Source organism: Bradyrhizobium sp. P5_C12 (assembly GCF_054049735.1).
On record NZ_JBFULU010000021.1, the window covers coordinates 31263 to 55330 of the forward strand.

A 24068-nucleotide genomic window follows, 5' to 3' on the forward strand; every position below is an offset into this window, starting at 1 on the left:
GCGGAAAAGTGTCCCACGTCGCTTCAATGATCGCAGCCCTGGCCCTGCTGGGAGCAACGACGCTAGCACGCGCCGGGCCGGTCGAATTGCCTGTGAGCGAAGTCGCGCCCGGAATCTTCGTACACTCCGGGACCATCGCCCTGATGTCGCGCGAGAATGAGGGCGACATCGCCAATGTCGGCTTCATCGTCGGCGAGGATGCGGTGGCCGTGATCGACACTGGCGGCAGCGTCCGCGAAGGCGAGGCGCTGCTCGCGGCGGTGCGGGCCCACACCGGCAAGCCGGTTCGCTACGTCATCAGCACCCATGGCCATCCCGACCATGTCTTCGGCAATGCGGCGTTCGCCGCCGCAGGAACAAGTTTTGTCGGACACAGCAAGCTGCCGCAGGCGCTGGCGGCGCGCGGGCCGTATTATCTCGACAATTTCAGACGCATCATGGGCCATGAATTGATCGATCCCGTGAAGATCGTGCCGCCCACCCTGCTCGTTTCGGACACGCTGACGCTCGATCTCGGATCGCGGCGCCTGACCTTGCGGGCGTGGCCCGCCGCGCACAGCGACAACGATTTGAGCGTGTTCGACGCGACGACGAAAACCCTGTTCGCGGGTGATCTGGTCTTTCGCCGCCATATCCCGGTGATGGATGGCAGCATCCGCGGCTGGCTCGCCCTGCTCGAGGAACTCGAGAGCATTCCGGCGCAGCGCGTCGTTCCCGGTCACGGCCCCGTGACCGATTGGCCTGCCGCGCTGGCCGACGAACGGCGTTATCTCTCGACGCTGCTGTCCGACGTCCGCGCGCTCAACAAGAAGGGCGAGCCGATCCGGGCCGCCGCGGACAAGGCGGCCGCGTCCGAACGGTCGCACTGGGAGCTGTTCGACGACTACAACGCCCGCAACGCAACCGCAGCATTTTCGGAAATTGAATGGGAGTAGCAGGCGCGCTACGTTGCGTCCGCTGCTGCTTCGTCCGCGCGGGACCAACACATGATGGGACACAATCTCCGCCTGACCTTGATCGCTGCGCTGCTCGGCCTGGCCTTTGCCGCGCCGGCACGCGCGGAGGAGGCCTACGATCCCTGGCCGGGCCTGGTGCAGGACATCTTCAGCAACCGCCCGATGCAGGACGGCAGCGACATCATCGGCATCGAGATGCCGTATCGCGCCGAGGACGCCGCGATCGTGCCCGTGACCTTGCGCAGCAAGCTGTCACCCGGCGACGGCCGCCGCATTCGCGCGATCACGCTGGTGATCGACCGCAACCCGGCGCCGATGGCGGCGAAGTTCGAGCTTGGGCCGGATGCCAACGTCACGGAAATCTCCACGCGCGTGCGCGTCAACAACTACACCGACGTCCATGCGGTCGCCGAGCTCAGCGACGGCCAGCTCTACGTCGCCAAGACCTATGTGAAGGCCTCCGGCGGCTGCTCCGCGCCGGCGGGAAAGAATGTCGAGGAAGCCAGGAACCGGCTCGGCCAGATGCGCTACCGGCAATTTGCGCGCGATGATGCGCCCGCCAGCCGCACCCGCGAGGCGCAGATCATGATCGGCCATCCCAACAATTCCGGCCTTCAGATGGACCAGGTCACACAGCTCTATATTCCCGCCTTCTTCGTCAACCAGCTGAAGCTGACGCAGGACGACAGTCCGGTGCTGTCGATGGAGGGCGGCATCTCGATCTCGGAAGATCCCAATCTGCGCTTTACGTATGTGTCCAACGGCGCAAAACGCTTCCGCGCGGAGGCGAAAGACACGGATGGGCACGTGTTCCGCAACGAGTGGGATGTGGAGAAGCCGGGGACGTGAGTCTCAAGTTGTCATTCCGGGGCGGTCCGCAGGACCGAACCCGGAATCTCGAGATTCCGGGTTCGATGCTTCGCATCGCCCCGGAATGACGTCCAAGAGATTCAAAAACACCTCACCTCGGCTTCCGCCTGCGCCCGCCTGAGATCATTCACCGCGGAATTCGCCTGCTCCGACGTGCGGAACTGGACGCCGAGATTGCCGCGGACCTGGGACATGCTGAGCGCGGTTTCCGCGGTGACGTAACGCTCATAGGACACGATCGAGGCAACCACGTCGATCGAGCAGGAACATTGCTCGATCGACTGCCGGCTCTCGCCATTGGCCTTCATGCAGCCATAGACGTATTCGGCGCGCGCGGAGGTCGGATAATCATTGGCCTCCTCGGCGCGCGCCGCGTACACGGTCGCGGCCCACACCGCCAATGCGGCGACAATCGGTCGTAGCTGTCCCGCCAGATTCATGGGCGTCCTCCCGCTGGTTGCGATCAAAGCTATGCTATGCGTATTGTCCTGAAAAGCACTCCCTTCGAGGAAACGGCTCACAAGGTGATGAGACTTCTTGGTCGAACATTGGCGCTCGCGATGACGCTGGCGCTGACACAGGTCGCAACCGTCCGCGCCGCGGATACGATCCGCCTTGCGGTGCAGAAGACCGGAACATTCTCCTGGGAGCTGGCCACGATCCGCACCAATGGGCTCGACAAGGAGGCCGGGCTCTCGCTCGAGGTCACCGAGCTCGCGAGTCCCGAGGCCGGCAAGATCGCGCTTCGCGCCGGGAGCGCCGACATCATGCTGTCGGACTGGCTTTGGGTGTCGCGCGAACGCGCGCTCGGCGCCAAGTTGACCTTCTATCCCTATTCCAGCGCGCTCGGCGCGGTGATGGTGCCGGCCGCCTCGCCGATCAAGTCGCTCGCCGACCTCAAGGGGCGCAAGCTCGCCGTCGGCGGAGGTCCGCTCGACAAGAGCTGGCTGCTGCTGCAAGCACGGATGAAGCAGGACGGCATCGACCTGAAGTCGGACGCGACCATCGTCTACGGTGCCCCGCCGCTGATTGCCGCCAAGGCGCTGGACGGCGAGATGGATGCGAGCCTCAACTTCTGGAATTTCTGCGCCCAGCTCGAGGCCAAGGGCTTTCGACGCCTCGCCGGCATCGAGGATATCCTGCCGAAGCTCGGCGCCAAGGGGGCGGTCTCGGCGGTCGGCTATGTCTTCGACGAGAGCTGGGCCGCGAGCCACCGCGATACGGTGGCGCGCTTCATCGCGATGACCCGCAAGGCCAAGCAGTTGCTGGTGACCTCGGACGCGGCGTGGGAGAAGGTCGCGCCGCTCACCGGCGCGACCGATCCGGCGATGCTCAAGACCTATCGCGACCGCTATCGCGACGGCATTCCGCGCCGGAGCATCGCCGACGAGGAGGCCGATGCGCGCGTGCTCTACCGCGTGCTGGCCGAGACCGGCGGCCGCGACCTGGTCGGGCCGGCGGCCGAGCTCGATCCCGGCACCTTCTATCACGCCGTCCCCGGAGACTGAGGTGCTGCGCCTTCTGTCGATTGCCCTGCTCCTTGCGATCTGGTGGACAGCCGCGCTGTTCGTCGGCGGTGCAAAACTGCCCTCGCCGCCCGCCGTGCTCGACGTGATGATCGCGGAGGCCGCGAGCGGCGCGCTGTTCCTGCATCTCGGCGCCACGCTCGCGCGCGTCGCGCTCGCCTTCGTGCTGGCGATGTCGCTCGGCAGCGCCATCGGCTATCTGATGGGCCGGGTGAAGCTCGCCGACCGGCTCGGCGATCCCTGGCTGATCCTGCTCCTGAACCTGCCGGCGCTGGTGGTGATCGTGCTCGCCTATATCTGGGCCGGGTTGACCGAAGCTGCCGCAATCGCCGCGATCGCCATCAACAAGCTGCCGACCGCCATCGTCACCTTGCGCGAAGGCACCCGCGCGCTCGACCGCTCGCTCGACGAGATGGCGGCCGTGTTCGCAATGCCGCGCTGGCGCGCGTTCCGGCACGTGGCGCTGCCGCAGCTTGCGCCCTATATCGCCGCCTCCGCGCGCTCCGGGCTGTCGCTGGTCTGGAAGATCGTGCTGGTCGCCGAGCTCTTGGGGCGCCCGAACGGCGTCGGCTTCGAGATCGGGGTCGCCTTCCAGCTGTTCGACACGCCGCGGCTGCTCGCCTATTCGCTGACATTCGCCGCCGTGGTGTTCGTCATCGAGACCGTCCTGGTGCAGCCGTTCGAAGCCCGTGCAACACGGTGGCGGCCCCGTGCGGCTTGAAGTCGATATCACAGCCAAGACGTTCAGAAGCGCAGCGGGCGAAACGCACGATGTGCTCGCGCCGGTCAAATTCGCGCTTGGTGCCGGCGAGGTCGGCGTGCTGATCGGACCGTCCGGCTGCGGCAAGAGCACGATGCTGCGGATCATCCTCGGCCTCGATCGCGACTTTCAAGGCGCCATCTCGTGCCCGCCGGACGCCCGCATCGGCATGGTGTTCCAGGAGCCGCGGCTGTTGCCGTGGCGCTCGGTCGAGCAGAATGTGCGGCTGGCGGCGCCCGGGATCGGCGAGGCAAAACTGTCCGAGCTGTTCAGGATCCTCGAGCTGGAGCAGCACCGCAGCCACTTCCCCGGCGAGCTGTCGCTGGGGCTGGCCCGCCGCGTCGCACTCGCCCGCGCCTTTGCGGTCGAGCCGGACATTCTGGTGCTCGACGAGCCCCTGGCCTCGCTCGACGACGCGCTGGCCGGCCGATTGCGCGACGAGATCGCGACGCTGGTCGCCAGCCGGCCGGTCACGACGCTGCTCGTGACGCACAGCCTGGACGATGCGGTGCGCCTCGGCGATCGCCTGTTCTTCCTGTCGCCGCGCCCGGCGCGCATCCTGGCCGAGGTCCCCATCGGCATCCCGCGCGAGGCGCGCAGCGACGCCGCGATTGCCGCGATCAAGGCCGGGCTTGCGCGGCGCGCCCAGGGTGAGCAGGGCGGCGAACGCGCCGGGCGGGATGTCTCATAGGCAGCCGCGCGGCGCGTGTGCTAAACAGGCCGGTAGCGGAGCCTGACGATGAGACGAACCGTTGCTCTGACGACGCTTGGCTTCGCGCTCGTCGCGACCATGGCGGGCGCCCAGGACATGATGCGTGACGTCGACCTCACCTCACCCGCCATGGTCTCCGCTGAAATGAGCCGGCAGGAGGTCGAGGCCGTGCTGGCCAAAGCGAGCGCCGGCGCGCCCGCCGACTTCACCGGCACGCGCTTGTCGGGGCTCGATCTCTCGGGGCTCGACCTTTCCAGGGCGGTGCTTCGCACCGCACGGCTCAACAAGACAAAACTCGGCGGCGCCCGTCTTGATCGAGCGATCCTCGATCAGGCGTGGCTTCTCGACGCCGATCTCACGGGCGCGAGCCTGAGAGGCGCCAACCTGTTCGCCGCGCAGATGGCGCGCGCTCACCTCGACGGCGCCGATCTGACCGGCGCGCGCATCGCAGCCGATCTCAGCGGCGCGAGCCTGGTCGGCGCCTCGATCGCTGACGCTAATCTCGGCGCCGACATGCGCAACCAGTCGATGGGGTTGATGCGCGCCGTGCTGCGATCGGCGAATCTGGAACGGTTGAACGCGCGCAACGCCGACCTGTCGCGCGTCGATCTCGAGTTTGCCTCCCTCAGGGGCGCCGACCTGACCGGCGCGTCGCTCCGGAACGCCCAGCTCGGCGGCGCCGACCTGACCGGGGCGACCGTGATCGACACCGATTTCGAGGGCGCCGATCTCACCTCCACCAGGCTGATTGCACCGATCGGCCTTGACCGCGCCAAGAATTTCGACAAGGCAAAGAACCGCGAGCGCCTGATCAGGCAATAACGGCGCCGACGTGGGTGGACGATTTTTGGGAGGACGATCTGATGCGTTGGGGTCTGGTGTTGATCGCGTTGCTGGGGTTTGCCGGCGAAGCCGCCGCGCAAGGCAAGGGCAAAGGCATCAGGCTGTGGAATCTGACGACGGAGACGATCTCCGGCTTCCAGCTCTCACCGGCCGGCAAGACCGACTGGGGTCCGAACCAGACCCTGAACGACAAGGATAAGGAGGTCGACCACGACGAGCGGCTGCGCATCACCGGCGTCGAGCCCGGCCGCTACGACGCCAAGGTCAGCTATCCCAATGCACGGCAATGCATCGTGCGCGACATCGAGATCAGGGCCGATGCGGTGTTCTCGATCGCCGACAAGGACCTGAAGGACTGCACCAAGTAGCGCGGCTAGGCCTTGTCGTTCGGGTGCGGATATTCGCAGCGCCACCGCACCGCATGCCACTTCGGATGGTCGCCGATCCATTGCGCGATATAGGGCGGCGCCGCCATGGCGCATTGCCTCGGCGATCCCGCATAGTTGAACACCAGATGCTGCTCCTCGCAGGTCGCAGGCGAGAGCACCGCACACACAGTCACCACCAGATCGATCGGGTTCATGCCGGAATCCTCACGCAAGGGCGGTCAAGGTTTAGCATGAAAGGCTACGTCCCGAGGAGCCGGAAGTTTCAATCCGGTGTGAGGAATGGCCGCTCTTTTCCCCTCTCCCCGCTTGCGGGGAGAGGGGAAGAGCGCACCTAGAAATTCACCCCGAACACCAGCCTTGCCTGCTGGCGTTCGAAATTGACGAGGTCGAGATTGGCACTCGATCCGGCCGCACGCCCCCAGGCCTGGATACTCCAGCTCAGAGTCAGCCGCGAACGTTCGGAGAGCTGGAAATAGGCCGTGGGCCCGACGAACAGGGCCTGGCCTGCGAACTCGCCGAGACCGATGCCCTCATATTGCCGGAAGTAGCGCAGCTCGCCGCCGAGCAGCATGTTGGGACGCACGCGCACGAGGCCGGCAAAGCCGGCGCCGATGGTGGAGCTCTTCTCGGACAGCCCGGCCACCTCGAAGCGCGCCCATTCCGGCTGGTAGATCAGGTTGAGCGCGCCGATGGCGAAATTCGGGATCAGCTCGCGGTCGAAAGCGAGCGTGAAATCGGTGCCATACATCCGGCCTTTTGCGCCGGAGGTCTCATCAATGCGGTCGCCATGGAGCTCGGCGGCAACAGTGAAGCCGAACGGTGCGCGCTCGCGGTCGAGCAGGCGATAGCGCAGGTCGAGCGAGGCGCCCTGGAAGTTAAGCTGGCGCCGGTCGCCGATGTCGGGGACGCCGGTGATGTCGTGCAACGTGGTGGTGCCTCCGACCTCGATACGGAAGTTCGGCAGCGGCACGACCTCGATCTCGACCTCCTGCRCCAGCGCGCGATAGGTTCCGCCGCCCTTGCCGAACCGCCCCGTCGTCTGGCTCTGGAATTCGCGCTCGCCGGGATTACCGACATCGGTGCCGATCAGGAAGCCGAAGATGTGCTCGGTGTCGAAGCCCTCCTCGGCGCTCACGCACGCCGGGGCAAGCGCGACGCTGCACGCTACCGCCGTCCAGAATCTGTGGGTTTTTCCGCGCATGCCGTGTCCCGAAAGCGCGCGCCGCCTTGATGCGGCAGCGGCGCTGACCAGGCATCAGCGTAACACACTGCGCGGCGCGCACGGTCAGGATTTTGGTGGGGAGAGCGCCGGCGCCCGATCGCGGGTGGCTCTGCATCGACGACAAAACATCGGGCGCAGCGACCAGGAAAAGAAGCGGGCCGAACACTGCCACGGCCCCGACGGCATAAGCCATCGAAGCCGCGGCAGGTCGTCAGTCTTACTTGCGCGAAGCGCAGGCGTACATGTTGATTTCCATGCCGACCGGCACTTCCACGATCTTCGGAGCTTTCCAAGCCATTCGGGGGTCTCCAAGGTATCAAGCGCGACAACCGCGCCGGCGAAAAACTAGGGCTGCGTCAGGTGCAGCGCAAGTCTGGAATCGAAGACAGAATAGATCTGTTGCGATTCTCGGTGCCCACACTTCTCTCTCGGACAAGAGAAGTTCTCTCTCGGACAAACGCTGTACCTTGTGCGACGCACCGCCGCGCCTTTTCGACTCGCATGGCCGAGCAGCTCCAGGTTCCGAATGTCCGGGCGGAATTGCGACCGGTTCGGGCGGCGGCGTTCACCGCAACAAGCGCAACAGCGCGCGGCCGGCGCGCGAGTTCAGCTCCTTCGCATCCAGCGTTCCGTCCTTGTCCGGATTCGCGGCGTTGAATCGCTGCTCCACCACTGAAAGATATTCGTCGAGCGTGAGCGTGCCGTCATGATCGGGATCGGCGGCGGCGAGTTCTTTCGCCGTCAGCCGTCCGCGCAATTCGCGCGCATCCAATGTGCCGTCGTGATCGGGATCGAGCTTTGCGAACAGCGCGGTGGCCGCCTTCTTCACCTCGGCAAGGTCGAGCGTGCCGTCATTGTCGGTATCGAACATCTTGACGGCGTTGCCGGATGCCGACCAGGCCGGACCGGCGAGCAAGGCAATTGTGAACGCAAGCGCAACAGAGCGACGCGATATCATCAAAACCTCCCGTAATAGCGTTTCCCGATTCGACCGGGACCGAGACGACATAAGTCCACATGCAGGCACCGGTTCAAGCCCGGAATTGCAACTGGCGCGCGCTACAACTCGAGGAACCCGGCCGCGTGAGCGCGGCGCTGCTTCACGCCGCGGAATTTCGCCAGCGTCTCCGCGCAAGTCGAGAATCGCCAGTTGTAAGGTTTCTGTAAGGCAACTGGCATCTGGCGTCCAACATATCGGCATGACACTTACGACTTTCGTATTGACGCGTTTTGCATTCGGGCGGAGTGTTGCGCTCGCAGCGTCAAAAGGCGCGCATATTGGGGAGGAACGGATGAAACGCTTTGCGATGGCCGCGAGCCTCGTCATGCTTGCATCAACTTGTGCGGGCGCACAGACCACCGAGCAGCTGGTCAAGGGCGCGACCGACACATCGAATGTTCTCAACTACGGGATGGGCTACAATCTCCAGCGTTTCTCGACGCTGAACCAGATCAACAAGGACACCATCAAGAACCTCGTCCCGGTCTGGAATTACAGCTTCAACGACGATCGCAGCGAGGAATCGCAGCCGCTGGTGTACCAGGGCGTGATCTACGTGACGTCGCACAACGCCACGATGGCGGTCGATGCCAAGACCGGCAAGCAGATCTGGAAGTCCAAGATCGAATATCCCGCCGAGACGCCGCGCATCGTCTGCTGCGGCATCATCAATCGCGGCGCCGCGATCTACGACGGGAAGGTGTTCCGCACCACGCTCGACGCCAACGTGATCGCGCTCGATGCCAAGGACGGCAAGGAGCTGTGGCGGCAGAAGGCGGCGGACATCAAGGAAGGCTATTCGATGACGGTGGCGCCGCTGGTCGCCGACGGCGTCGTCATCACCGGCATCTCCGGCGCCGAGTTCGGCACCCGCGGCTTCATCGACGGCTGGGATCCGGCCACCGGCAAGCATCTGTGGCGCACTCATTCGATTCCCTCACCGGACGAGCCCGGCGGCGACACCTGGAAGGGTGACACCTGGAAGCTCGGCGGCGGCTCGACCTGGATCACGGGGTCTTACGATCCCGAGCTGAACACGGTCTATTGGGGTATCGGCAATCCCGGCCCGTTCAACTCGGCGGTGCGTCCGGGCGACAATCTCTACACCTGCTCCGTGCTGGCGATGGATCCCAAGACCGGCAAGATCAAGTGGCACTACCAGTTCTCGCCGAACAATCCGTTCGACTATGACAGCGTGGCCGAGATGGTGCTCGCCGACATGAATGTCGAGGGCAAGCCGACCAAGGTCTTGATGGATGCCAACCGCAACGGCTTCTTCTACGTGCTCGACCGCACCAACGGCAAGCTGCTCGCGGCCAATCCATACGTAAAGGTCAACTGGGCGACCGGCATCGACATGAAGACGGGCCGCCCGATCGAGACGGACGTTTCGAAGGACGCGCGCGAGGGCAAGAAGGTCACGGTGTATCCCTCGATCCTCGGCGGCAAGAACTGGGAGCCGATGTCGTTCAATCCGCAGACCGGTCTCGCCTACGCCAACACGCTCGCCTTCGGCGGCAGGTACAAGACCGAGCCCGTCACCTTCAAGCAGGGTGAATGGTATCTCGGCATGGACCTCACCGATCTCTGGGAATGGGGCGACGGTCCGCGCGGTCATCTGAAGGCGATCGATCCCATGACCGGCAAGGCGAAGTGGGAAGCACCAAGCGACATCCCGCGCTTCTCCGGCGTGCTCTCGACCGCGGGCGGCGTCGTGTTCTCGGGCGCGCTGACCGGCGAGTTCGAAGCCTTTGATGCCGACACCGGCAAGAAGCTCTGGCAGTTCCAGACCGGCTCCGGCATCGAGGGACAACCGGTGACCTGGCAGCAGGACGGCGTGCAGTATGTCGCCGTGACCAGCGGCTATGGCGGCGTCTATTCGCTGTTCTCCGGCGACGAGCGGCTGGCCAAGGTGCCGCCCGGCGGCTCGCTCTGGGTCTTTGCGGTCAAGCAGTAGCGGCAAGACGTGCTGAAAGAGGTATCTCACAGGACGGCGGCGGTTTTCGCCGCCGTCGCGGCGCTGACGGTCGCGCTTGCGGCGACCGTTCGTGCCGCGGATGACTCGAATGCCAACCCCGTGCAGGTGCAGATCGACCACGGCAAGTCGACCTATGCCTCGAAATGCTCGCACTGCCATGGTCCCAACATGATGAACTCCGGCACCATCACGCCGGATTTGCGCGCGTTTCCCGACGACAAGACGCGCTTCGTCACCACGGTGAAGAACGGCAAGAACAACAAGATGCCGCCCTGGGCCGACATCCTCAGTGACGACGAGATCGGAGATCTCTGGGTCTTCATCTCGAGCCGGAGGAAGCCATGACGGGCTGGCGCACCGCCGCATGGAGCGTTGCCGCGACCCTCACGGCCGCGACGGCTGCTCATGCCGCAGACGGTCCCTTGAAGATCTGTCTCGACGAAGACCGGCCGCCGCTCTCGGTGCATCACCGCGGCAAGCCGGACTCCGGCTTCGACGTGCTGCTGGCGCAGGCGATCGCGGAGCGGATGGGACGACCACTGACAATCCAATGGTTCGAGAGCAAGCTCGACGAGGATTCGAGCCCGCAATTGGAGGCCAACGCACTGCTCTCGGACGGGCGCTRCTCGCTCGTCGGCGGCTACGCGCTGACACAGGACTCTCTCGTCGCGCCCGGCATGAAGACCGCGCGGCTGCCGGATTTTGCCGGCGCCACGCGTGACGACCGGCGCCGCCGGGTCGCGCTCGGCGTGCTCGCGCCGACCCAGCCTTACGTCTACGCGCCGATGACGGTCGTGCTCGGGCCGAAGGCGCGCGGCCGCAAGATCGGCGACATCGGCGATCTCGCCGGCCTCCGCCTCGCGATCGAGAGCGGCTCGCTCGGCGACGCCATCCTGATGACCTTCGACAAGGGGCGACTGATCGACAGCATCACGCATCTCGTGCCCGGCCGCGGCGATCTGCTCGGCGCGCTCGACCGCGGCGATTTCGACGCGACGCTGATCGACCTCGGCCGCTTCGACGCCCATCGCGCCGCGCATCCCGAGACGGCGATCACCGCGTCGGGCTATTATTATCCGATCGGCGCCAATCGCGGCTATGTCGGGCTTGCGAGCGAGCCCGCCCTGATCGATGCCGCCAACAAGGCGCTGACCGCGCTTGCTGCCGAGGGCAAGATCGCCGAATTCGGCAAGCAGGCCGGTCTCACCTACCTGCCGCCGCGCGAGCCCGCCATCCTCGGCGAGGTCTGGAGGCAGATCATTCAGCGGTGAGATAGCTCGTCATTCCGGGGCGCCCGCGCTCCGCCGTCATACCCCGCGAAAGCTGGGCATCCAGTACGCCGCGGCCCATCGATCCGAACACAACCGCCTCGGAGGACAGGATCGCCCGGTCAAGTGTTCAGGCCGGGCGATGACAGCGAGAATGTGGCGAGACTATCGTCCAACGCGCCAAAGCACTGATTTCGTTTCCGTGCTATGTGTTGTGCTTCATTTCGACGCCCCGGTGTCCTCGTGAATTCCCCGGCCATCCCGCCCGCCACAAGCCTGCGCGATCTCCTCACCCGGGAAATCAAGACAAGCGAGCTGCTGCGCGCGCTGATCGTCGTCGGCCCGTTCGTCGCCGCCTATTTCATCTCGCGCGAAACGGCGCTGCTGAATCTCGGGCTGATCGCGGTTTCACTGCTCATTCCCGCGCTGCGGCTGCGGCTGGCGCCGAAGGCGGTCGCATTGCACGACCTCGCGATCCTCGCCACGTTTGCCACGCTCTTCCTCGCTGCCCCGATCAAGCCGCTGTTCGTCGTGCTGACCGCGCTCGCCGGTTTCCTTGCCGTGGCGGTAACGCGCCATGGCGAGCACTTCCGGACATTGGGCAACTGGGTGTTCATCCCCGCCGTCTATCTCGCCTGCGAGGTGCGGGAGGGCGTGACCGCCTCGGAGGCCCTGCGTCATGCCGGCGTGATCGCCGTGTCGTCTCCGATTGCGCTGGCGCTGGTTTGTGGCGTCCAGATGTACGACCAGCGGCGACGCGACGGCGCCTTGACGACATCGTTCGAACCGCCAGCGGCCAAGTGGTTTCTACCCGCGACGGCAACCGCCATGGCGGTCTTCGCTGCGGCGGCGCTGGTCGAGATCCTGGATCTCGACGAGGGGCAATGGGTGATATGGTCGGCCGCAAGCGTCGTCGTCGGAGATCTCTCGGCCTCCACCGACAAGCTGAAGCAACGGGCTATCGGCGCATTCGTCGGCGTCCCGCTCGGCTTTATCGCCGGCATCGCGCTGCCGGAGAGCCGCGTCGGCTATGCGCTCGCGGTTCTCGCGGCCACCCTCACGCTGACCTCATTCTCCCGCTACATCGTCGGATTTGGCCTGCGCTGCTTCTTCATTGCGCTGGCAGCCTCCTTTGCCGGCGGCGCCAGCGGCATCGCCGAGGAGCGCGTCGCCAACGTGATCACGGGCGGCGCGTTCGGCATCATTGCGGTGGTCGTGACCGAAATTGTCTGGCAGCGGGTCGTGCGGAAGGCTCGATCACCGGAGTGAGGCGCGCGCAATCGCAGTGCCGTCCCCTCGAATGCGCCAATCTGTCTCGCCTCCCGCTCGTGGCAGAGGCGGCATGATGCAGTACCTTCGGTCAAAATCAGGAGGGAATCATGTCCGCAAAATTCGATCGCCGCCATTTCATCGCCGCCGGCACCACCGCACTCGCGATGCCCTTCGTCTCGCGCAGCGCCACGGCACAAGGTACATCGCAAGGTACTTGGCCATCGCGGCCGATCCGCATGATCTGCAGCTATCCGGCTGGCGGACAGACCGACCTGCTCGCGCGCGCATTCGGCGAATTCATCTCGAAACAGGTGGGCAAGACCGTCGTCGTCGAGAACAAGCCGGGCGCCTCGGGCGCGATCGGCACGGCTGAGGTCGCCCGCGCGGAACCCGACGGCCATACCGTGCTGTGCTCGATCTCGACCACTTACATCATGAACCGGGTGGTGATGAAGAATCCCGGCTACGACATGGACAAGGATCTGACGCTCGTCAGCGTCATTCCGGGCGCCGGCCTGTTGCTGGTGGCGAACCCGAAAACCGGCGTCAAGACGCTGGAGGATTTCGTCGCCTTCGCGCGCAAGAGCGGCAAGGTGAATTTCGGCACCTATAGCGCGGGTTCCGCCCCGCATATGACGATCAACGAGCTCAACAAGCAGTATGGCCTCGCCATCGAGCCGATTCACTACCGCGGCGAAGCCCCGATGTGGACGGGCATGCTGGAAGGCACGCTCGACGCCGCGATGGGCAGCTACACGGCCGCGCAATCCGTCCTGCAAAGCGACCGTGGCACCGTGTTCGCGGTGCATTCGAAGAAGGTCGACGCAATTCCGGCCGTCAAGACCCTCCCCGAGCAGGGCGCGACCTCGAAGTTCTTCACGGTTAGCGGCTTCTCCGGCTGGGCGGTGCCGAAGGCGACGCCGCAGCCGATCGTCGACCGGCTGGCCGAACTCTGCGTCGCCGCCAACAGCGATCCGAAGGTGAAGGAGGTTCTCAACACCTTCGTGCTCGAACCGGCGATCGGCTTCAAGGAGACCAAAGCGCTGTATCAGCGCGAACTGCCGATCTGGATCGAGAGCGCGCAATCGCTCGGGCTGGAGCCGGTCTGAAGCGGGAGGCAAGGCGCCGGTCGCGCCTTCGCGGCGCCGGCGTCCGACCAAAGCCTAGTGTCGGAAACGCATTTTCCCGCTATGATTGTGCGACGCTGGCGGAAGACCCCGCCGGCGCGGACGAGAAAGGCCGATCGCATGACCCCGGATGGCGTCGCCGTAGCCGTCTTGATCATCCTGCTCTTTCCGATGGGCTATTTCACGCTGGCTTCGCCCGCCTTCCTGCTGGTGAAGCTGGATATCCAGCCCGTCACGCAGCTGCTGCGCGGAATGTTCAATGCGCATTTTCTGGTGATGCGGGTTGCCGGAATCATCGGAGCGGTAGCTTTCCTGCTCGACGGTCGCCTGCTCGCTGCGATGGGCGTCGGCCTGATTGCCGCCTTGGCATTCTACGGACGCCGCTGGTTCATGCGGCGGATGGATGACCAGCTCAGCGCGAGGGACGCCGGCGATGCCGAAGCCACGCGTCGGCTGCGCCGGCTGCATTGGAGCGGAATGTTGGGCAACGCAGTGCTGCTGGTCGCTCTCGTGGCCAGCATTCCCTACATTGCGGCGGCGGCGTGACGCGGCTTGCAATGCCGCGAGCTCCCCGGCGCGCGCCTAGTGCTCGCCCGCGGCAGCAGCGCTCTGCTGCCCCTTGTGGATCGAGGACGGCACCACGCCGAAATATTTCCGGAACACACGGCTGAAATGCGATGAGCTGGAAAAGCCCCAGGAGAACGCAACGTCGGTGATGGTCTTGCCGGCGTGGGCCTCGAGTTCCTGGCGGCAATTCTGAAGGCGCGCCTGCCAGATGTAGTCGCTCACCGTGGTGCCGCGCTCGGAGAACAGCATGTGCAGATAGCGCTTTGAGCAGCCGAGCTCGGCGGAGATCTGGTCGATGCACAGATCCGGATCGCGCAGGTGCTCGCGGATGAAAAATTGGGCACGCACATACATCGCCTCCGGCCCGACGCGATCGAGCATCGTGTCGGCCTCGCGCAGCGGCAGCAGCAGCAGATCGATCAGCGAATCAGCAACGCCGACCGCGCTGTTCGCCGACAGTTTTGCCGCTTCGTCGAAGGTGGCGTGAACGAAATCATGGGCGATCCGCCCCGTTCCCGTCCGCGAGGACAGCTTGCAGGCGGGCATCCGCTGCGACGGGAATCCGCGGTCGCGGAGCAGCGCCTTCGGCACGATCACGACGTCGTGGCGGGTGAAGGCGGGGCTGACGATCGAATGCGGGCAGGAAACGTCGTAGGCGATGATGTCGCCGGGGTTCAGCTCGATGTGGCGGCCTTCCTGCTCGAAATAGGACACGCCGTAGGTCTGGAAGTGGATCTTGATGTAGGGGTGTTCATTGGCCTTGGCGCGCGCCAGCGTGTGCGCGATGCGATGCTGGCTGACCTCGATCTGGCAGAGCTTGAGGCGCGAAACGGTGGTGTAGTCGATCCGGCCTTCGAGCGAGGACGCCTCCAGCGGATCAACATCGAAATGCCCACACAGGCTCGTCAACCCGTCGATCCAGCTCTGGATCTGCCGCTTCGGCGTCAGTCCGGTCGTCGAGAGGGTGTGAATGGTGTCGGACATTAATCCAGCCACTGGTTTCATCCGGAGACTCTGCGCGAATCGCGACCAGCGCTGCCGGAGCCCTCAGCCATGATTGCGTGACGTTTACCTCGAATTTGGGCGGTCTTTTGGAACGTGCGCCATCGTTCCATTGCCACCCTTGAAACTTAATCCTCCGCCTTAGTTGAACCGTCGTCAAGGGGAACCTGAGCGCTGCCGCCCGCGCTTGCGCGGTGCGAAGAAGCCGAATTCGCTCCTGCAAAATCAAAAACTTCGCGTCCGTGCGCTGTCGAGCAAACCGCCTTCTCTCTTGGGCAAGTTTCCCGATCGCGGAGGCGTTAGGGATTGCTTCAGGAACAACAAAAACGGGCCGCTCCTGCACGCGGACCTGTGGCTCTCATCAGGAGGAGAAAACAGCACAGCATCGTTTCTGGTCCCATCGTGACCGCCCTGCACGAGCAGACGCCGGACGCCAAAGCCCGGCAATAAGCAATGCTTCGGAAACAATAAACGAGTCCAATGGAGGAATGACTATGCGCAAGGTGCTACTGGCGACCTATCTTGGCTCAGCGGCGGCTCTCGCCGTCGGCAGCGCGTCAGCCAATGACGAGCTGATCAAGATGTCGCAGAACCCGAAAGATTGGGTGATGCCGGCGGGCGACTACGCCAATACCCGCTATTCCAAGCTGAACCAGATCAACGCACAAAATGTCGGCAAGCTCCAGGTTGCCTGGACCTTCTCGACCGGCGTGCTGCGCGGCCATGAAGGTGGCCCGCTGATCATCGGCAACATGATGTACGTCCATACGCCGTTCCCGAACAAGGTCTACGCTATTGACCTTTCGAACGAGAACAAGATCGTCTGGAAGTACGAGCCGAAGCAGGATCCGAACGTCATCCCGGTGATGTGCTGCGACACCGTCAACCGCGGCCTGTCGTACGGCGACGGCAAGATCATCCTGCATCAGGCCGACACCAACCTCGTCGCGCTCGATGCCAAGACCGGTCAGGTGGCCTGGTCTGCGACGAACGGCAATCCGAGCAAGGGCGAGACCGGCACCTCGGCGGCGCTGGTCGTCAAGGACAAGGTCCTCGTCGGCATCTCGGGCGGCGAGTTCGGCGTGCAGTGTCACGTCACCGCTTACGACCTCAAGAGCGGCAAGCAGGTCTGGCGCGCCTTCTCCGAAGGTCCGGATGACCAGATCAAGGTGGATCCCGCCAAGACGACGGCGCTCGGCAAGCCGGTCGGCGCCGATTCCAGCCTCAAGACCTGGCAGGGCGATCAGTGGAAGATCGGCGGCGGCTGCACCTGGGGCTGGATGTCCTACGATCCCGCTCTGAACCTCGTCTATTACGGGTCGGGCAATCCCTCGACCTGGAATCCAAAGCAGCGTCCCGGCGACAACAAATGGTCGATGACGATCTTCGCGCGCGATGCCGACAGCGGCATGGCCAAGTGGGTCTATCAGATGACCCCCCACGACGAGTGGGACTATGACGGCGTCAACGAGATGATCCTCTCGGATCAGCAGATCAACGGCCAGCCGCGCAAGCTCCTGACCCATTTCGACCGCAACGGTCTCGCCTACACCATGGATCGTGAGAACGGCGAACTGCTGGTCGCCGAAAAGTACGATCCGAAGGTGAACTGGACCTCCGGCGTCGACATGGACAAGAACTCGCCGACCTATGGCCGTCCGAAGGTGCTCGACGCAGCTTCGACCGACAAGGCGGGCGAGGACCACAACGTGAAGGGCATCTGCCCGGCCGCGCTCGGCACCAAGGACGAGCAGCCGGCGGCTTACTCGCCGGACACGCAGCTGTTCTACGTTCCGACCAACCACGTCTGCATGGACTACGAACCGTTCAAGGTGAGCTACACCGCGGGCCAGCCCTATGTGGGCGCGACGCTCTCGATGTATCCGCCGCAGGGTGAAAGCCACATGGGCAATTTCATCGCCTGGGACGGCAAGACCGGCAAGATCGTCTGGTCGAACAAGGAGCAGTTCTCGGTCTGGTCCGGTGCGCTCGCGACTGCCGGCGGCGTGGTGTTCTACGGCACGCTCGAAGGCTACCTGAAGGCGGTCGATGCCAAGTCCGGCAAGGAGCTCTACAAGTTCAAGACTCCCTCCGGCATCATCGGCAACGTCACGACCTATGAGAACGGCGGCAAGCAGTATGTCGCAGTGCTCTCCGGCGTGGGCGGCTGGGCCGGCATCGGTCTGGCGGCAGGCCTGACCGATCCGACCGCCGGTCTCGGCGCAGTCGGTGGCTACGCGGCGCTCAGCAACTACACGGCTCTCGGCGGTACGCTGACCGTGTTCTCGCTGCCGACGAACTAGCCTCAACTTCGTGTCGCCCCGGCGCGTGGATCAGATCCACGCGCCGGCTCGTCTCCACCGAACGCCCCGAGGAAAATCTCTTGCGTAAAATCGGCCTTGTTATCGTTGCAATTGTCGTCGCCACGTCCGGAGGACTTGCGCAGGCGGAAGGTCCGGGCGATCCGACCGCCGTCAAGAAGGAAGATGACGGAAAGTGGCTCGATAAGGACGGAAACCCGACCTACAAGATTTCGGCCGATGGTACCGTGGACTGGTTCACCTATTCCGGATATCGCCGCTATCACTCCGACTGTCACGTCTGCCATGGCCCGGACGGCATGGGATCCACCTACGCACCGGCGCTGAAGGATTCCGTCAAGACCATGAGCTATGGCGACTTCCTCGGCGTGATCGCCTCCGGTCGCAAGAATATCTCGACCGCGCAGGAGAACGTCATGCCGGCCTTCGGCGACAACCCGAACGTCGCCTGCTACATGGACGATCTGTACGTCTATCTGCGCGCCCGCTCCACCGATGCATGGGGCCGGCAGCGCCCCGCCAAGAAGGACGAGAAAACGGAGGCCTACACCAAGGCGGAAGACGCCTGCATGGGCAAGTAATGAACGTGACGCGGATTGCCGAGACTACGTCCTGGCGTCCGATGAGGATTTGAGGAGTTTACGATGAAAACACGCGCCGCCGTCGCTTTTGAAGCCAAGAAGCCGCTCGAGATCGTCGAGGTCGACCTGGAAGGACCAAAGACCGGCGAAGTCCTGGTCGAGATCAAGGCGACGGGCATCTGCCATACCGACGCCTACACGCTCGACGGCTTCGACAGCGAGGGAATCTTTCCGTCGATCCTGGGCCATGAAGGTGCCGGCATCATTCGCGAGATCGGCCCCGGCGTGAGCTCGGTGAAGCCGGGCGACCACGTCATCCCGCTCTACACGCCGGAATGTCGGCAGTGCAAAAGCTGCCTGAGCCAGAAGACCAATCTCTGCACGGCGATCCGCGCGACCCAGGGCAAGGGCGTGATGCCGGACGGCACCAGCCGCTTCTCCTACAAGGGCAAGCCGATCTACCACTACATGGGCTGCTCGACCTTCTCGAACTTCACGGTGCTGCCGGAGATCGCGGTGGCGAAGATCCGCGAGGACGCGCCGTTCGACAAGAGCTGCTACATCGGCTGCGGCGTCACAACGGGCGTCGGCGCCGTCGTCAACACCGCCAAGGTCACGCCGGGCTCCAACGTCGTCGTGTTCGGCCTCGGCGGCATCGGCCTCAACGTCATCCAGGGCGCCAAGATGGCCGGCGCCGACAAGATCATCGGCGTCGACATCAACGACTCCAAGGAGGAATGGGGCCGCCGGTTCGGCATGACCGATTTCGTCAATCCCAAGAAGATCACCGGCGACATCGTCCCGCATCTCGTCAACCTCACCGACGGCGGCGCCGACTACACCTTCGACTGCACCGGCAACACCACGGTGATGCGCCAGGCGCTGGAAGCCTGCCATCGCGGCTGGGGCACTTCCGTCGTCATCGGCGTTGCCGAATCCGGCAAGGAGATCGCAACCCGCCCGTTCCAGCTCGTCACCGGACGCAACTGGCGCGGTACAGCCTTCGGCGGCGCGCGCGGCCGCACGGACGTCCCGAAGATCGTCGACTGGTACATGAACGGAAAGATCCAGATCGATCCGATGATCACCCACACGCTCAAGCTCGAAGACATCAACAAAGGCTTCGATCTGATGCACGAGGGCAAATCCATCCGTTCAGTCGTCGTGTTCTAGCTCAACCGTCACACCCAAGGAGGATCGACCCATGACTGTTGCACTCCACCCCTCGATCGATAACGGCATCAAGCAGGGCAGCGGCAGCTTTGCCGGCGGCACGCTCGCCTGCAAATGCAAGGACCATCAGGTCAAGGTCGGCGTCAAGGGCGATGTCGCCCACAACCACGCCTGCGGCTGCACCAAGTGCTGGAAACCGCAGGGCGCGATCTTCTCGGTCGTGGCCGTGGTGCCGCGCCAGAACGTCACCGTGCTCGAGAACGGCGACAAGCTTCAGATCGTCGACGCTTCCGCGGTGATCCAGCGCTACGCCTGCACGGGTTGCGGCACGCACATGTATGGCCGCATCGAGAACAAGAACCATCCGTTCTACGGCCTCGACTTCATCCACGCCGAACTGTTCCAGGAGCAAGGCTCGGCAGCGCCGCAATTCGCCGCCTTCGTCTCGTCGGTGATCGAATCGGGCGTGAAGCCGGAGCAGATGGGCGGAATACGGTCTCGGTTCAAGGAGCTTGGGCTCGAGCCCTATGACTGCCTGTCGCCAGCACTGATGGACGCAATCGCGACCCACGTGGCGAAGGCCAAGGCTGCCTAAACAAGGCTGCCTGAAACAAGGCTGCCAGGTTCGCCACGTCCCGTCCGCTCGCTGGTCGCAACCACCGCCAGCGAGCCGGACGGCGCGGCTCCCGGATGATCGCGACGATGCCGCCTGCTCGCCTCTGATCGGCTTGCGAGAACCGTCGGCTCCCTCAGTCCTGGTCTCTGAATGACTGCGCAGTGCCGCCAACTTCCTCTTTGAAGTGTGCGCCGCTGCGTTTCTCCCTCCCTCGACTGAGGGCTTCCTGCTTCGTCCGCACAGTATGTCTGGCGGACGAAGCTTTTTTCGCCAGGGCTGTTTTCGCGGTCGCACAAACTACGCGACGTCTTGCCACGCCCTGCTTTTGACAAATCACAGATGCAATCTGTTCACGTCGAAAACACCCGGCTGTGAACGCCGGGCGGCACCGATCCCTGATATGGTCGCGCGGTCACGATGCCGCGCGAAATTCAATCAATTAAGAACAAAACGGGAGGTATCGAGCACATCCGGACATTGCGATTCGCATCACCGCCAGCCGCCGGGACCTGCCCGCGCGGGACGACTGGCGAGATGCGGGACGACCTGACGCACGGACCATGACGCCGGCGGGCGTCGGTGAATTTTGAATCGGCATGCTTATGAAGAGCGAGGGACGATCATGATCAAGGTGAAGATCAACGGCCAGGAACAGAGCTGGGACGGCGACCCGGATCTCCCGCTACTCTGGTTCCTGCGCGATGAGGCCGGGCTCACCGGCACCAAGTTCGGCTGTGGCCAGGCGCTTTGCGGCGCCTGCACGGTCATCGTCGACAAGGAGGCCGTGCGCTCCTGCATCACGTCGATCAACGACGTCGCCGGGCGTGAGGTCACGACGATCGAGGGGCTGCACCCGAACGGCGATCACCCGGTCCAGAAGGCCTGGCGTCAGGTCAACGTTCCCCAATGCGGCTTCTGCCAGGCCGGCCAGATCATGCAGGCGGCCGCGCTGCTGATGGACAATCCCAAGCCGTCGCATGACCAGATCCGCGAGGCGATGGCCGGCAACATCTGCCGCTGCGGCTGCTACCAGCGCATCGAGAACGCGGTCCATCTCGCATCGACGGGAGTGTGACATGAATTTCATCGACAATCCCGGCAAGCTCCGTGGCTTCGAAAAGAACGTCAGGGTCGAGAAGGTCTCCCGCCGCAGCATCCTGAAGGGGCTCGGCATCACCGGCGGCTTCGTGCTCGCCGCGCCCGTGATGTCGCGCCAGGCTTTCGCCTATGAGACCGGCGCCGGAAAGATGCCGCATGGCGTCGTGGTCGATCCGCGCGTCTTCGTCGCGGTTGCCCCCGACGGCACCGTCACCATCCTCGCCCACCGCGCCGAGATGGGCACCGGTGTGCGCACCAGCCTGCCGCTGATCGTGGCCGAGGAGATGGAGGCCGACTGGTCCAGGGTGAAGGTGCAGCAGGCCCATGGCGACGAGGCCAAGTTCGGCAACCAGGACACCGACGGCTCGCGCAGCACGCGGCACTATCTGATCCCGATGCGCCAGATCGGCGCCTCGGCGCGCACCATGCTGGAGCAGGCCGCGGCAAAGCGCTGGGGCGTCCCTGCGACCGAGGTCAAGGCCGTCAATCACGAGGTCGTCCACAGCGCCAGCGGACGCAAGCTCGGCTTCGGCGAGCTCGCGGCCGATGCCGCCAAGGAATCGGTGCCCAGCATCGAAGGCCTCAAGCTGAAGGACCCCAAGGACTTCCGCTATCTGACCAAGGGCCAGATCGGCATCGTCGATCTCCACGACATCACCACCGGCAAGGCGCGCTACGGAGCCGACGTGCGCCTGCCCGGCATGAAATATGCCGTGATCGCGCGCCCGCCGGTGACCGGCGGCAAGCTGGCCTCGTTCGATCCGGACGCGGCCTTGAAGATTCCCGGCGTCGAGAAGGTGATGCAGGTGCGCGGCTGGCCGTGGCCGTCGAAATTCCAGCCGCTCGGCGGCGTCGCGGTGATCGCGCGCAACACCGGTGCTGCGATCAAGGGCCGCGACGCGCTGAAGCTCGTCTGGGACGACGGCGCCAACGGCAAATACGATTCCGTCGCCTACCGCAAGGAGCTCGAGGAGGCCTCGCGCAAGCCCGGCCTCGTCGTGCGCAAGGAGGGCGACGTCGACGCCGCCCTGAAGGGCGCCGACAAGGTGATCGTCGGCGAATATTATCTGCCGCATCTCGCCCATGTCAGCATGGAGCCGCCGGTCGCGGTTGCCGACGTCAAGGGCGACAAGGCCGAGATCTGGGCGCCGGTGCAGAGCCCGGGCGGCACCCGCGAGGACGTCGCCAAGACGCTCGGCATTCCCGAGGGCAACGTCACCGTCAATGTCACGCTGCTCGGCGGCGGTTTCGGCCGCAAGTCGAAATGCGACTTCGCGCTCGAGGCCGCGCTCCTCTCGAAGGAGCTCGGCGCGCCGGTGAAGGTGCAATGGACGCGCGAGGACGACGTCCGCCACGACTTCCTGCACACGGTCTCCGTGGAACGGATCGAGGCGGGCCTCGACAAGAGCGGCAAGGTGATCGCCTGGCGTCACCGCAGCGTGGCCCCGAGCATCGCCTCGACCTTCGCCGCCGGCACAAAGCACCAAGCACCGTTCGAGCTCGGCATGGGCCTCGTCGACATGCCGTTCGAGATCGCCAACATCAGTTGCGAGAACCCGGAAGCCTCGGCGTTCACCCGCATCGGCTGGTTCCGCTCGGTCTCGAACATCCCGCGCGCCTTCGCGGTGCAGTCGATGGTCGGCGAAATCGCACATGCGACCGGCCGCGACCAGAAGGAGACGCTGCTAGCGCTGATCGGAAGCCCGCGGATCGTCAAGCCGGCGGTGAAAGACCTCTGGAACTATGGCGAACCCTATGACAGCTACCCGATCGACACCGCCCGCCTGCGCAAGGTGGTCGAGCTGGTCGCCGAGAAGGGCGAATGGGGGCGCGCGGTCGCCAAGGGCCACGGCCTCGGCATTGCCGTGCATCGCAGCTTCGTCAGCTACATCGCGACCATCGTCGAGGTGGCCGTCGACGACAAGGGCAAGCTGACGGTACCGCGGGTCGACACCGCAATCGACTGCGGCACCTATGTCAACCCCGAGCGCATCGCCTCGCAGATCGAGGGCGCGGCGATCATGGGGCTGAGCCTCGCCAAGTATGGCGAGGTCACCTTCAAGGACGGCAAGGTGGAGCAGAAGAACTTTGACGACTTCCAGGTCCTCAGGATGGACGAATCCCCGCTGGTGACCAACGTCTACATCGTGCCGCCCGGACCCGACACGCCGCCCAGCGGCGTCGGCGAGCCCGGCGTGCCGCCGTTCGCGCCGGCGCTGATGAACGCGATCTTCGCCGCGACGGGAAAACGCATCCGCGCGCTGCCGATCGGCAAGCAATTGGAGGCGTGAACGCATGGAGTGCGATTGCGCGGAGATCGTGCTCAAACAAGAAGGCGCGCGATAGAAGTCTATCGCGCTTAGGAACATCAGGCGGCCTTGCGCCGTTTGCATCGATCTGACAGGAGCAGATCGATGATCAACATCACGAAGGCGCTCGCAGTCTCGTTGCTGTCGGGCGCCTTTCTTTTGACCGCTGGCGGCGCCTTCGCCCAGAGCAACACGACGCCGCCGACCACGGCCACCCGCCCCACCGCGCCGGACCAGAACTCACTGCCCAACGCCAATGCCCCGCCCGCCTCGACCACCCAGACCACCGGGCAGAGCAGCACCGATCCGAAGGTTCGGGAGATGAACCAGAAGGAAAAGGACAAGGTGGATCGCCAGGGGAAGTAGCGACCTGGCGGTTTGGCGCACGAGTGCTTCCGCACGTCATGGCCGGGCTGGTCCCGGCCATCCACGAGCTTTCCCGCAGCAAGAAGAACGTGGATGCCCGGGACATCTAACG

At 64.6% G+C, this 24068-nt stretch carries 26 protein-coding genes; 20 read left to right on the plus strand and 6 right to left on the minus strand.

The annotated features are described in order from the left end of the window. Positions 1-26: 26 nt before the first annotated feature. A complete protein-coding gene (locus tag ACXJMY_RS19820; RefSeq protein ID WP_456621026.1) occupies positions 27-935 on the plus strand; it encodes a quinoprotein relay system zinc metallohydrolase 2 in 909 nt (302 codons plus the stop codon). A gap of 51 nt (positions 936-986) precedes the next feature. After that, positions 987-1805 carry a quinoprotein dehydrogenase-associated SoxYZ-like carrier gene (locus ACXJMY_RS19825; RefSeq protein WP_456621027.1) on the plus strand — a complete coding sequence of 273 codons (819 nt, stop codon included), beginning with the start codon at positions 987-989 and terminating at the stop codon, positions 1803-1805. A gap of 101 nt (positions 1806-1906) precedes the next feature. On the opposite strand, the gene ACXJMY_RS19830 is transcribed toward ACXJMY_RS19825, so the two are convergent. Continuing rightward, positions 1907-2266 (minus strand): hypothetical protein, encoded by a 360-nt coding sequence (locus ACXJMY_RS19830; RefSeq protein WP_456621028.1) that lies wholly within the window; start codon positions 2264-2266, stop codon positions 1907-1909. Between the two features lie 87 nt (positions 2267-2353). Between ACXJMY_RS19830 and ACXJMY_RS19835 the strand changes: the two genes are divergently transcribed. The 5 genes from ACXJMY_RS19835 to ACXJMY_RS19855 are packed head-to-tail and all read left to right on the plus strand — an operon-like array spanning position 2354 to position 6035. Then, positions 2354-3334 (plus strand): ABC transporter substrate-binding protein, encoded by a 981-nt coding sequence (locus ACXJMY_RS19835; RefSeq protein ID WP_456621029.1) that lies wholly within the window; start codon positions 2354-2356, stop codon positions 3332-3334. 1 nt (position 3335) lies between these two features. Further along, positions 3336-4073: an ABC transporter permease gene (locus ACXJMY_RS19840; protein WP_456621030.1), complete on the plus strand. Its 738-nt coding sequence runs from the start codon at positions 3336-3338 to the stop codon at positions 4071-4073. Further along, entirely contained in the window at positions 4063-4803 is a 741-nt protein-coding gene (locus ACXJMY_RS19845) for an ABC transporter ATP-binding protein (protein WP_456621031.1), read from the plus strand. Before ACXJMY_RS19840 ends, ACXJMY_RS19845 begins: the two co-directional genes overlap by 11 nt. A 48-nt stretch (positions 4804-4851) precedes the next feature. After that, the gene (locus tag ACXJMY_RS19850; protein WP_456621032.1) at positions 4852-5646 is read left to right on the plus strand and encodes a pentapeptide repeat-containing protein; all 795 of its coding nucleotides are present in this window, start codon (positions 4852-4854) and stop codon (positions 5644-5646) included. Positions 5647-5687: 41 nt separating this feature from the next. Then, the gene (locus ACXJMY_RS19855) at positions 5688-6035 is read left to right on the plus strand and encodes a hypothetical protein (RefSeq protein WP_456621033.1); all 348 of its coding nucleotides are present in this window, start codon (positions 5688-5690) and stop codon (positions 6033-6035) included. A 5-nt stretch (positions 6036-6040) separates the two neighbouring features. On the opposite strand, the gene ACXJMY_RS19860 is transcribed toward ACXJMY_RS19855, so the two are convergent. From ACXJMY_RS19860 to ACXJMY_RS19875, 4 genes are all read right to left on the minus strand, one after another. Further along, complete coding sequence (locus ACXJMY_RS19860) at positions 6041-6250, minus strand: hypothetical protein (protein WP_456621034.1); 210 nt, start codon at positions 6248-6250, stop codon at positions 6041-6043. 137 nt (positions 6251-6387) lie between these two features. Next, the gene (locus ACXJMY_RS19865; protein WP_456621035.1) at positions 6388-7257 is read right to left on the minus strand and encodes a hypothetical protein; all 870 of its coding nucleotides are present in this window, start codon (positions 7255-7257) and stop codon (positions 6388-6390) included. Positions 7258-7495: 238 nt separating this feature from the next. Continuing rightward, entirely contained in the window at positions 7496-7576 is an 81-nt protein-coding gene (gene pqqA / locus ACXJMY_RS19870) for a pyrroloquinoline quinone precursor peptide PqqA (protein ID WP_008562446.1), read from the minus strand. A 267-nt stretch (positions 7577-7843) separates the two neighbouring features. Further along, positions 7844-8236 (minus strand): EF-hand domain-containing protein, encoded by a 393-nt coding sequence (locus tag ACXJMY_RS19875; RefSeq protein WP_456621036.1) that lies wholly within the window; start codon positions 8234-8236, stop codon positions 7844-7846. A 334-nt stretch (positions 8237-8570) separates the two neighbouring features. Here ACXJMY_RS19875 and ACXJMY_RS19880 point away from each other — a divergent pair, with 334 nt between their 5' ends. The 6 genes from ACXJMY_RS19880 (at position 8571) to ACXJMY_RS19905 (ending at position 14469) form a co-directional block, all read left to right on the plus strand. Beyond that, positions 8571-10235, plus strand: coding sequence for a methanol/ethanol family PQQ-dependent dehydrogenase (locus ACXJMY_RS19880; protein WP_456621037.1), 1665 nt, complete (start codon positions 8571-8573; stop codon positions 10233-10235). Positions 10236-10244: 9 nt separating this feature from the next. Then, positions 10245-10601 (plus strand): c-type cytochrome, encoded by a 357-nt coding sequence (locus tag ACXJMY_RS19885; RefSeq protein ID WP_456621038.1) that lies wholly within the window; start codon positions 10245-10247, stop codon positions 10599-10601. Further along, entirely contained in the window at positions 10598-11527 is a 930-nt protein-coding gene (locus ACXJMY_RS19890; RefSeq protein WP_456621039.1) for a substrate-binding periplasmic protein, read from the plus strand. Before ACXJMY_RS19885 ends, ACXJMY_RS19890 begins: the two co-directional genes overlap by 4 nt. A 240-nt stretch (positions 11528-11767) precedes the next feature. Beyond that, positions 11768-12793: an FUSC family protein gene (locus ACXJMY_RS19895; protein WP_456621040.1), complete on the plus strand. Its 1026-nt coding sequence runs from the start codon at positions 11768-11770 to the stop codon at positions 12791-12793. A gap of 110 nt (positions 12794-12903) precedes the next feature. After that, positions 12904-13905, plus strand: coding sequence for a Bug family tripartite tricarboxylate transporter substrate binding protein (locus ACXJMY_RS19900; protein WP_456621041.1), 1002 nt, complete (start codon positions 12904-12906; stop codon positions 13903-13905). Positions 13906-14043: 138 nt separating this feature from the next. Continuing rightward, positions 14044-14469, plus strand: coding sequence for a hypothetical protein (locus ACXJMY_RS19905; RefSeq protein WP_456621042.1), 426 nt, complete (start codon positions 14044-14046; stop codon positions 14467-14469). Between the two features lie 36 nt (positions 14470-14505). On the opposite strand, the gene ACXJMY_RS19910 is transcribed toward ACXJMY_RS19905, so the two are convergent. After that, positions 14506-15474 (minus strand): helix-turn-helix domain-containing protein, encoded by a 969-nt coding sequence (locus ACXJMY_RS19910; RefSeq protein ID WP_456621043.1) that lies wholly within the window; start codon positions 15472-15474, stop codon positions 14506-14508. A 512-nt stretch (positions 15475-15986) separates the two neighbouring features. On the opposite strand from ACXJMY_RS19910, the gene xoxF5 reads away from it, so the two are divergent. The 7 genes from xoxF5 to ACXJMY_RS19945 all read left to right on the plus strand — a co-directional run bounded on the left by xoxF5 (position 15987) and on the right by ACXJMY_RS19945 (position 23956). Beyond that, entirely contained in the window at positions 15987-17795 is a 1809-nt protein-coding gene (gene xoxF5, locus ACXJMY_RS19915; RefSeq protein WP_456621044.1) for a lanthanide-dependent methanol dehydrogenase XoxF5, read from the plus strand. Positions 17796-17875: 80 nt separating this feature from the next. Further along, entirely contained in the window at positions 17876-18394 is a 519-nt protein-coding gene (locus ACXJMY_RS19920) for a c-type cytochrome, methanol metabolism-related (RefSeq protein WP_456621045.1), read from the plus strand. A gap of 63 nt (positions 18395-18457) precedes the next feature. Next, entirely contained in the window at positions 18458-19567 is a 1110-nt protein-coding gene (locus ACXJMY_RS19925; RefSeq protein WP_456621046.1) for an S-(hydroxymethyl)glutathione dehydrogenase/class III alcohol dehydrogenase, read from the plus strand. 31 nt (positions 19568-19598) lie between these two features. After that, positions 19599-20162 carry an S-(hydroxymethyl)glutathione synthase gene (gene gfa, locus ACXJMY_RS19930; RefSeq protein WP_456621047.1) on the plus strand — a complete coding sequence of 188 codons (564 nt, stop codon included), beginning with the start codon at positions 19599-19601 and terminating at the stop codon, positions 20160-20162. A 643-nt stretch (positions 20163-20805) separates the two neighbouring features. Then, on the plus strand, positions 20806-21258 hold the full coding sequence (locus tag ACXJMY_RS19935) for a (2Fe-2S)-binding protein (protein ID WP_200499076.1): 453 nt from the start codon (positions 20806-20808) through the stop codon (positions 21256-21258). A 1-nt stretch (position 21259) separates the two neighbouring features. Next, positions 21260-23572, plus strand: coding sequence for a molybdopterin cofactor-binding domain-containing protein (locus tag ACXJMY_RS19940; protein ID WP_456621048.1), 2313 nt, complete (start codon positions 21260-21262; stop codon positions 23570-23572). A gap of 123 nt (positions 23573-23695) precedes the next feature. Continuing rightward, positions 23696-23956 (plus strand): hypothetical protein, encoded by a 261-nt coding sequence (locus ACXJMY_RS19945; RefSeq protein WP_456621049.1) that lies wholly within the window; start codon positions 23696-23698, stop codon positions 23954-23956. Positions 23957-24068 lie beyond the last annotated feature (112 nt).

Excerpts from the sequence above, each read along its gene's own strand:
- ACXJMY_RS19925 (WP_456621046.1), top strand. The coding sequence starts at position 18,458 with ATGAAAACACGCGCCGCCGTCGCTTTTGAAGCCAAGAAGCCGCTCGAG.
- ACXJMY_RS19855 (WP_456621033.1), top strand. The coding sequence starts at position 5,688 with ATGCGTTGGGGTCTGGTGTTGATCGCGTTGCTGGGGTTTGCCGGCGAA.
- ACXJMY_RS19850 (WP_456621032.1), top strand. The coding sequence starts at position 4,852 with ATGAGACGAACCGTTGCTCTGACGACGCTTGGCTTCGCGCTCGTCGCG.
- ACXJMY_RS19830 (WP_456621028.1), bottom strand. The coding sequence starts at position 2,266 with ATGAATCTGGCGGGACAGCTACGACCGATTGTCGCCGCATTGGCGGTG.
- ACXJMY_RS19835 (WP_456621029.1), top strand. The coding sequence starts at position 2,354 with ATGAGACTTCTTGGTCGAACATTGGCGCTCGCGATGACGCTGGCGCTG.
- ACXJMY_RS19880 (WP_456621037.1), top strand. The coding sequence starts at position 8,571 with ATGAAACGCTTTGCGATGGCCGCGAGCCTCGTCATGCTTGCATCAACT.
- ACXJMY_RS19910 (WP_456621043.1), bottom strand. The coding sequence starts at position 15,474 with ATGTCCGACACCATTCACACCCTCTCGACGACCGGACTGACGCCGAAG.
- xoxF5 (WP_456621044.1), top strand. The coding sequence starts at position 15,987 with ATGCGCAAGGTGCTACTGGCGACCTATCTTGGCTCAGCGGCGGCTCTC.
- ACXJMY_RS19860 (WP_456621034.1), bottom strand. The coding sequence starts at position 6,250 with ATGAACCCGATCGATCTGGTGGTGACTGTGTGTGCGGTGCTCTCGCCT.
- ACXJMY_RS19935 (WP_200499076.1), top strand. The coding sequence starts at position 20,806 with ATGATCAAGGTGAAGATCAACGGCCAGGAACAGAGCTGGGACGGCGAC.
- ACXJMY_RS19875 (WP_456621036.1), bottom strand. The coding sequence starts at position 8,236 with ATGATATCGCGTCGCTCTGTTGCGCTTGCGTTCACAATTGCCTTGCTC.
- ACXJMY_RS19900 (WP_456621041.1), top strand. The coding sequence starts at position 12,904 with ATGTCCGCAAAATTCGATCGCCGCCATTTCATCGCCGCCGGCACCACC.
- ACXJMY_RS19905 (WP_456621042.1), top strand. The coding sequence starts at position 14,044 with ATGACCCCGGATGGCGTCGCCGTAGCCGTCTTGATCATCCTGCTCTTT.
- pqqA (WP_008562446.1), bottom strand. The coding sequence starts at position 7,576 with ATGGCTTGGAAAGCTCCGAAGATCGTGGAAGTGCCGGTCGGCATGGAA.
- ACXJMY_RS19945 (WP_456621049.1), top strand. The coding sequence starts at position 23,696 with ATGATCAACATCACGAAGGCGCTCGCAGTCTCGTTGCTGTCGGGCGCC.
- ACXJMY_RS19825 (WP_456621027.1), top strand. The coding sequence starts at position 987 with ATGATGGGACACAATCTCCGCCTGACCTTGATCGCTGCGCTGCTCGGC.
- ACXJMY_RS19940 (WP_456621048.1), top strand. The coding sequence starts at position 21,260 with ATGAATTTCATCGACAATCCCGGCAAGCTCCGTGGCTTCGAAAAGAAC.
- ACXJMY_RS19820 (WP_456621026.1), top strand. The coding sequence starts at position 27 with ATGATCGCAGCCCTGGCCCTGCTGGGAGCAACGACGCTAGCACGCGCC.
- gfa (WP_456621047.1), top strand. The coding sequence starts at position 19,599 with ATGACTGTTGCACTCCACCCCTCGATCGATAACGGCATCAAGCAGGGC.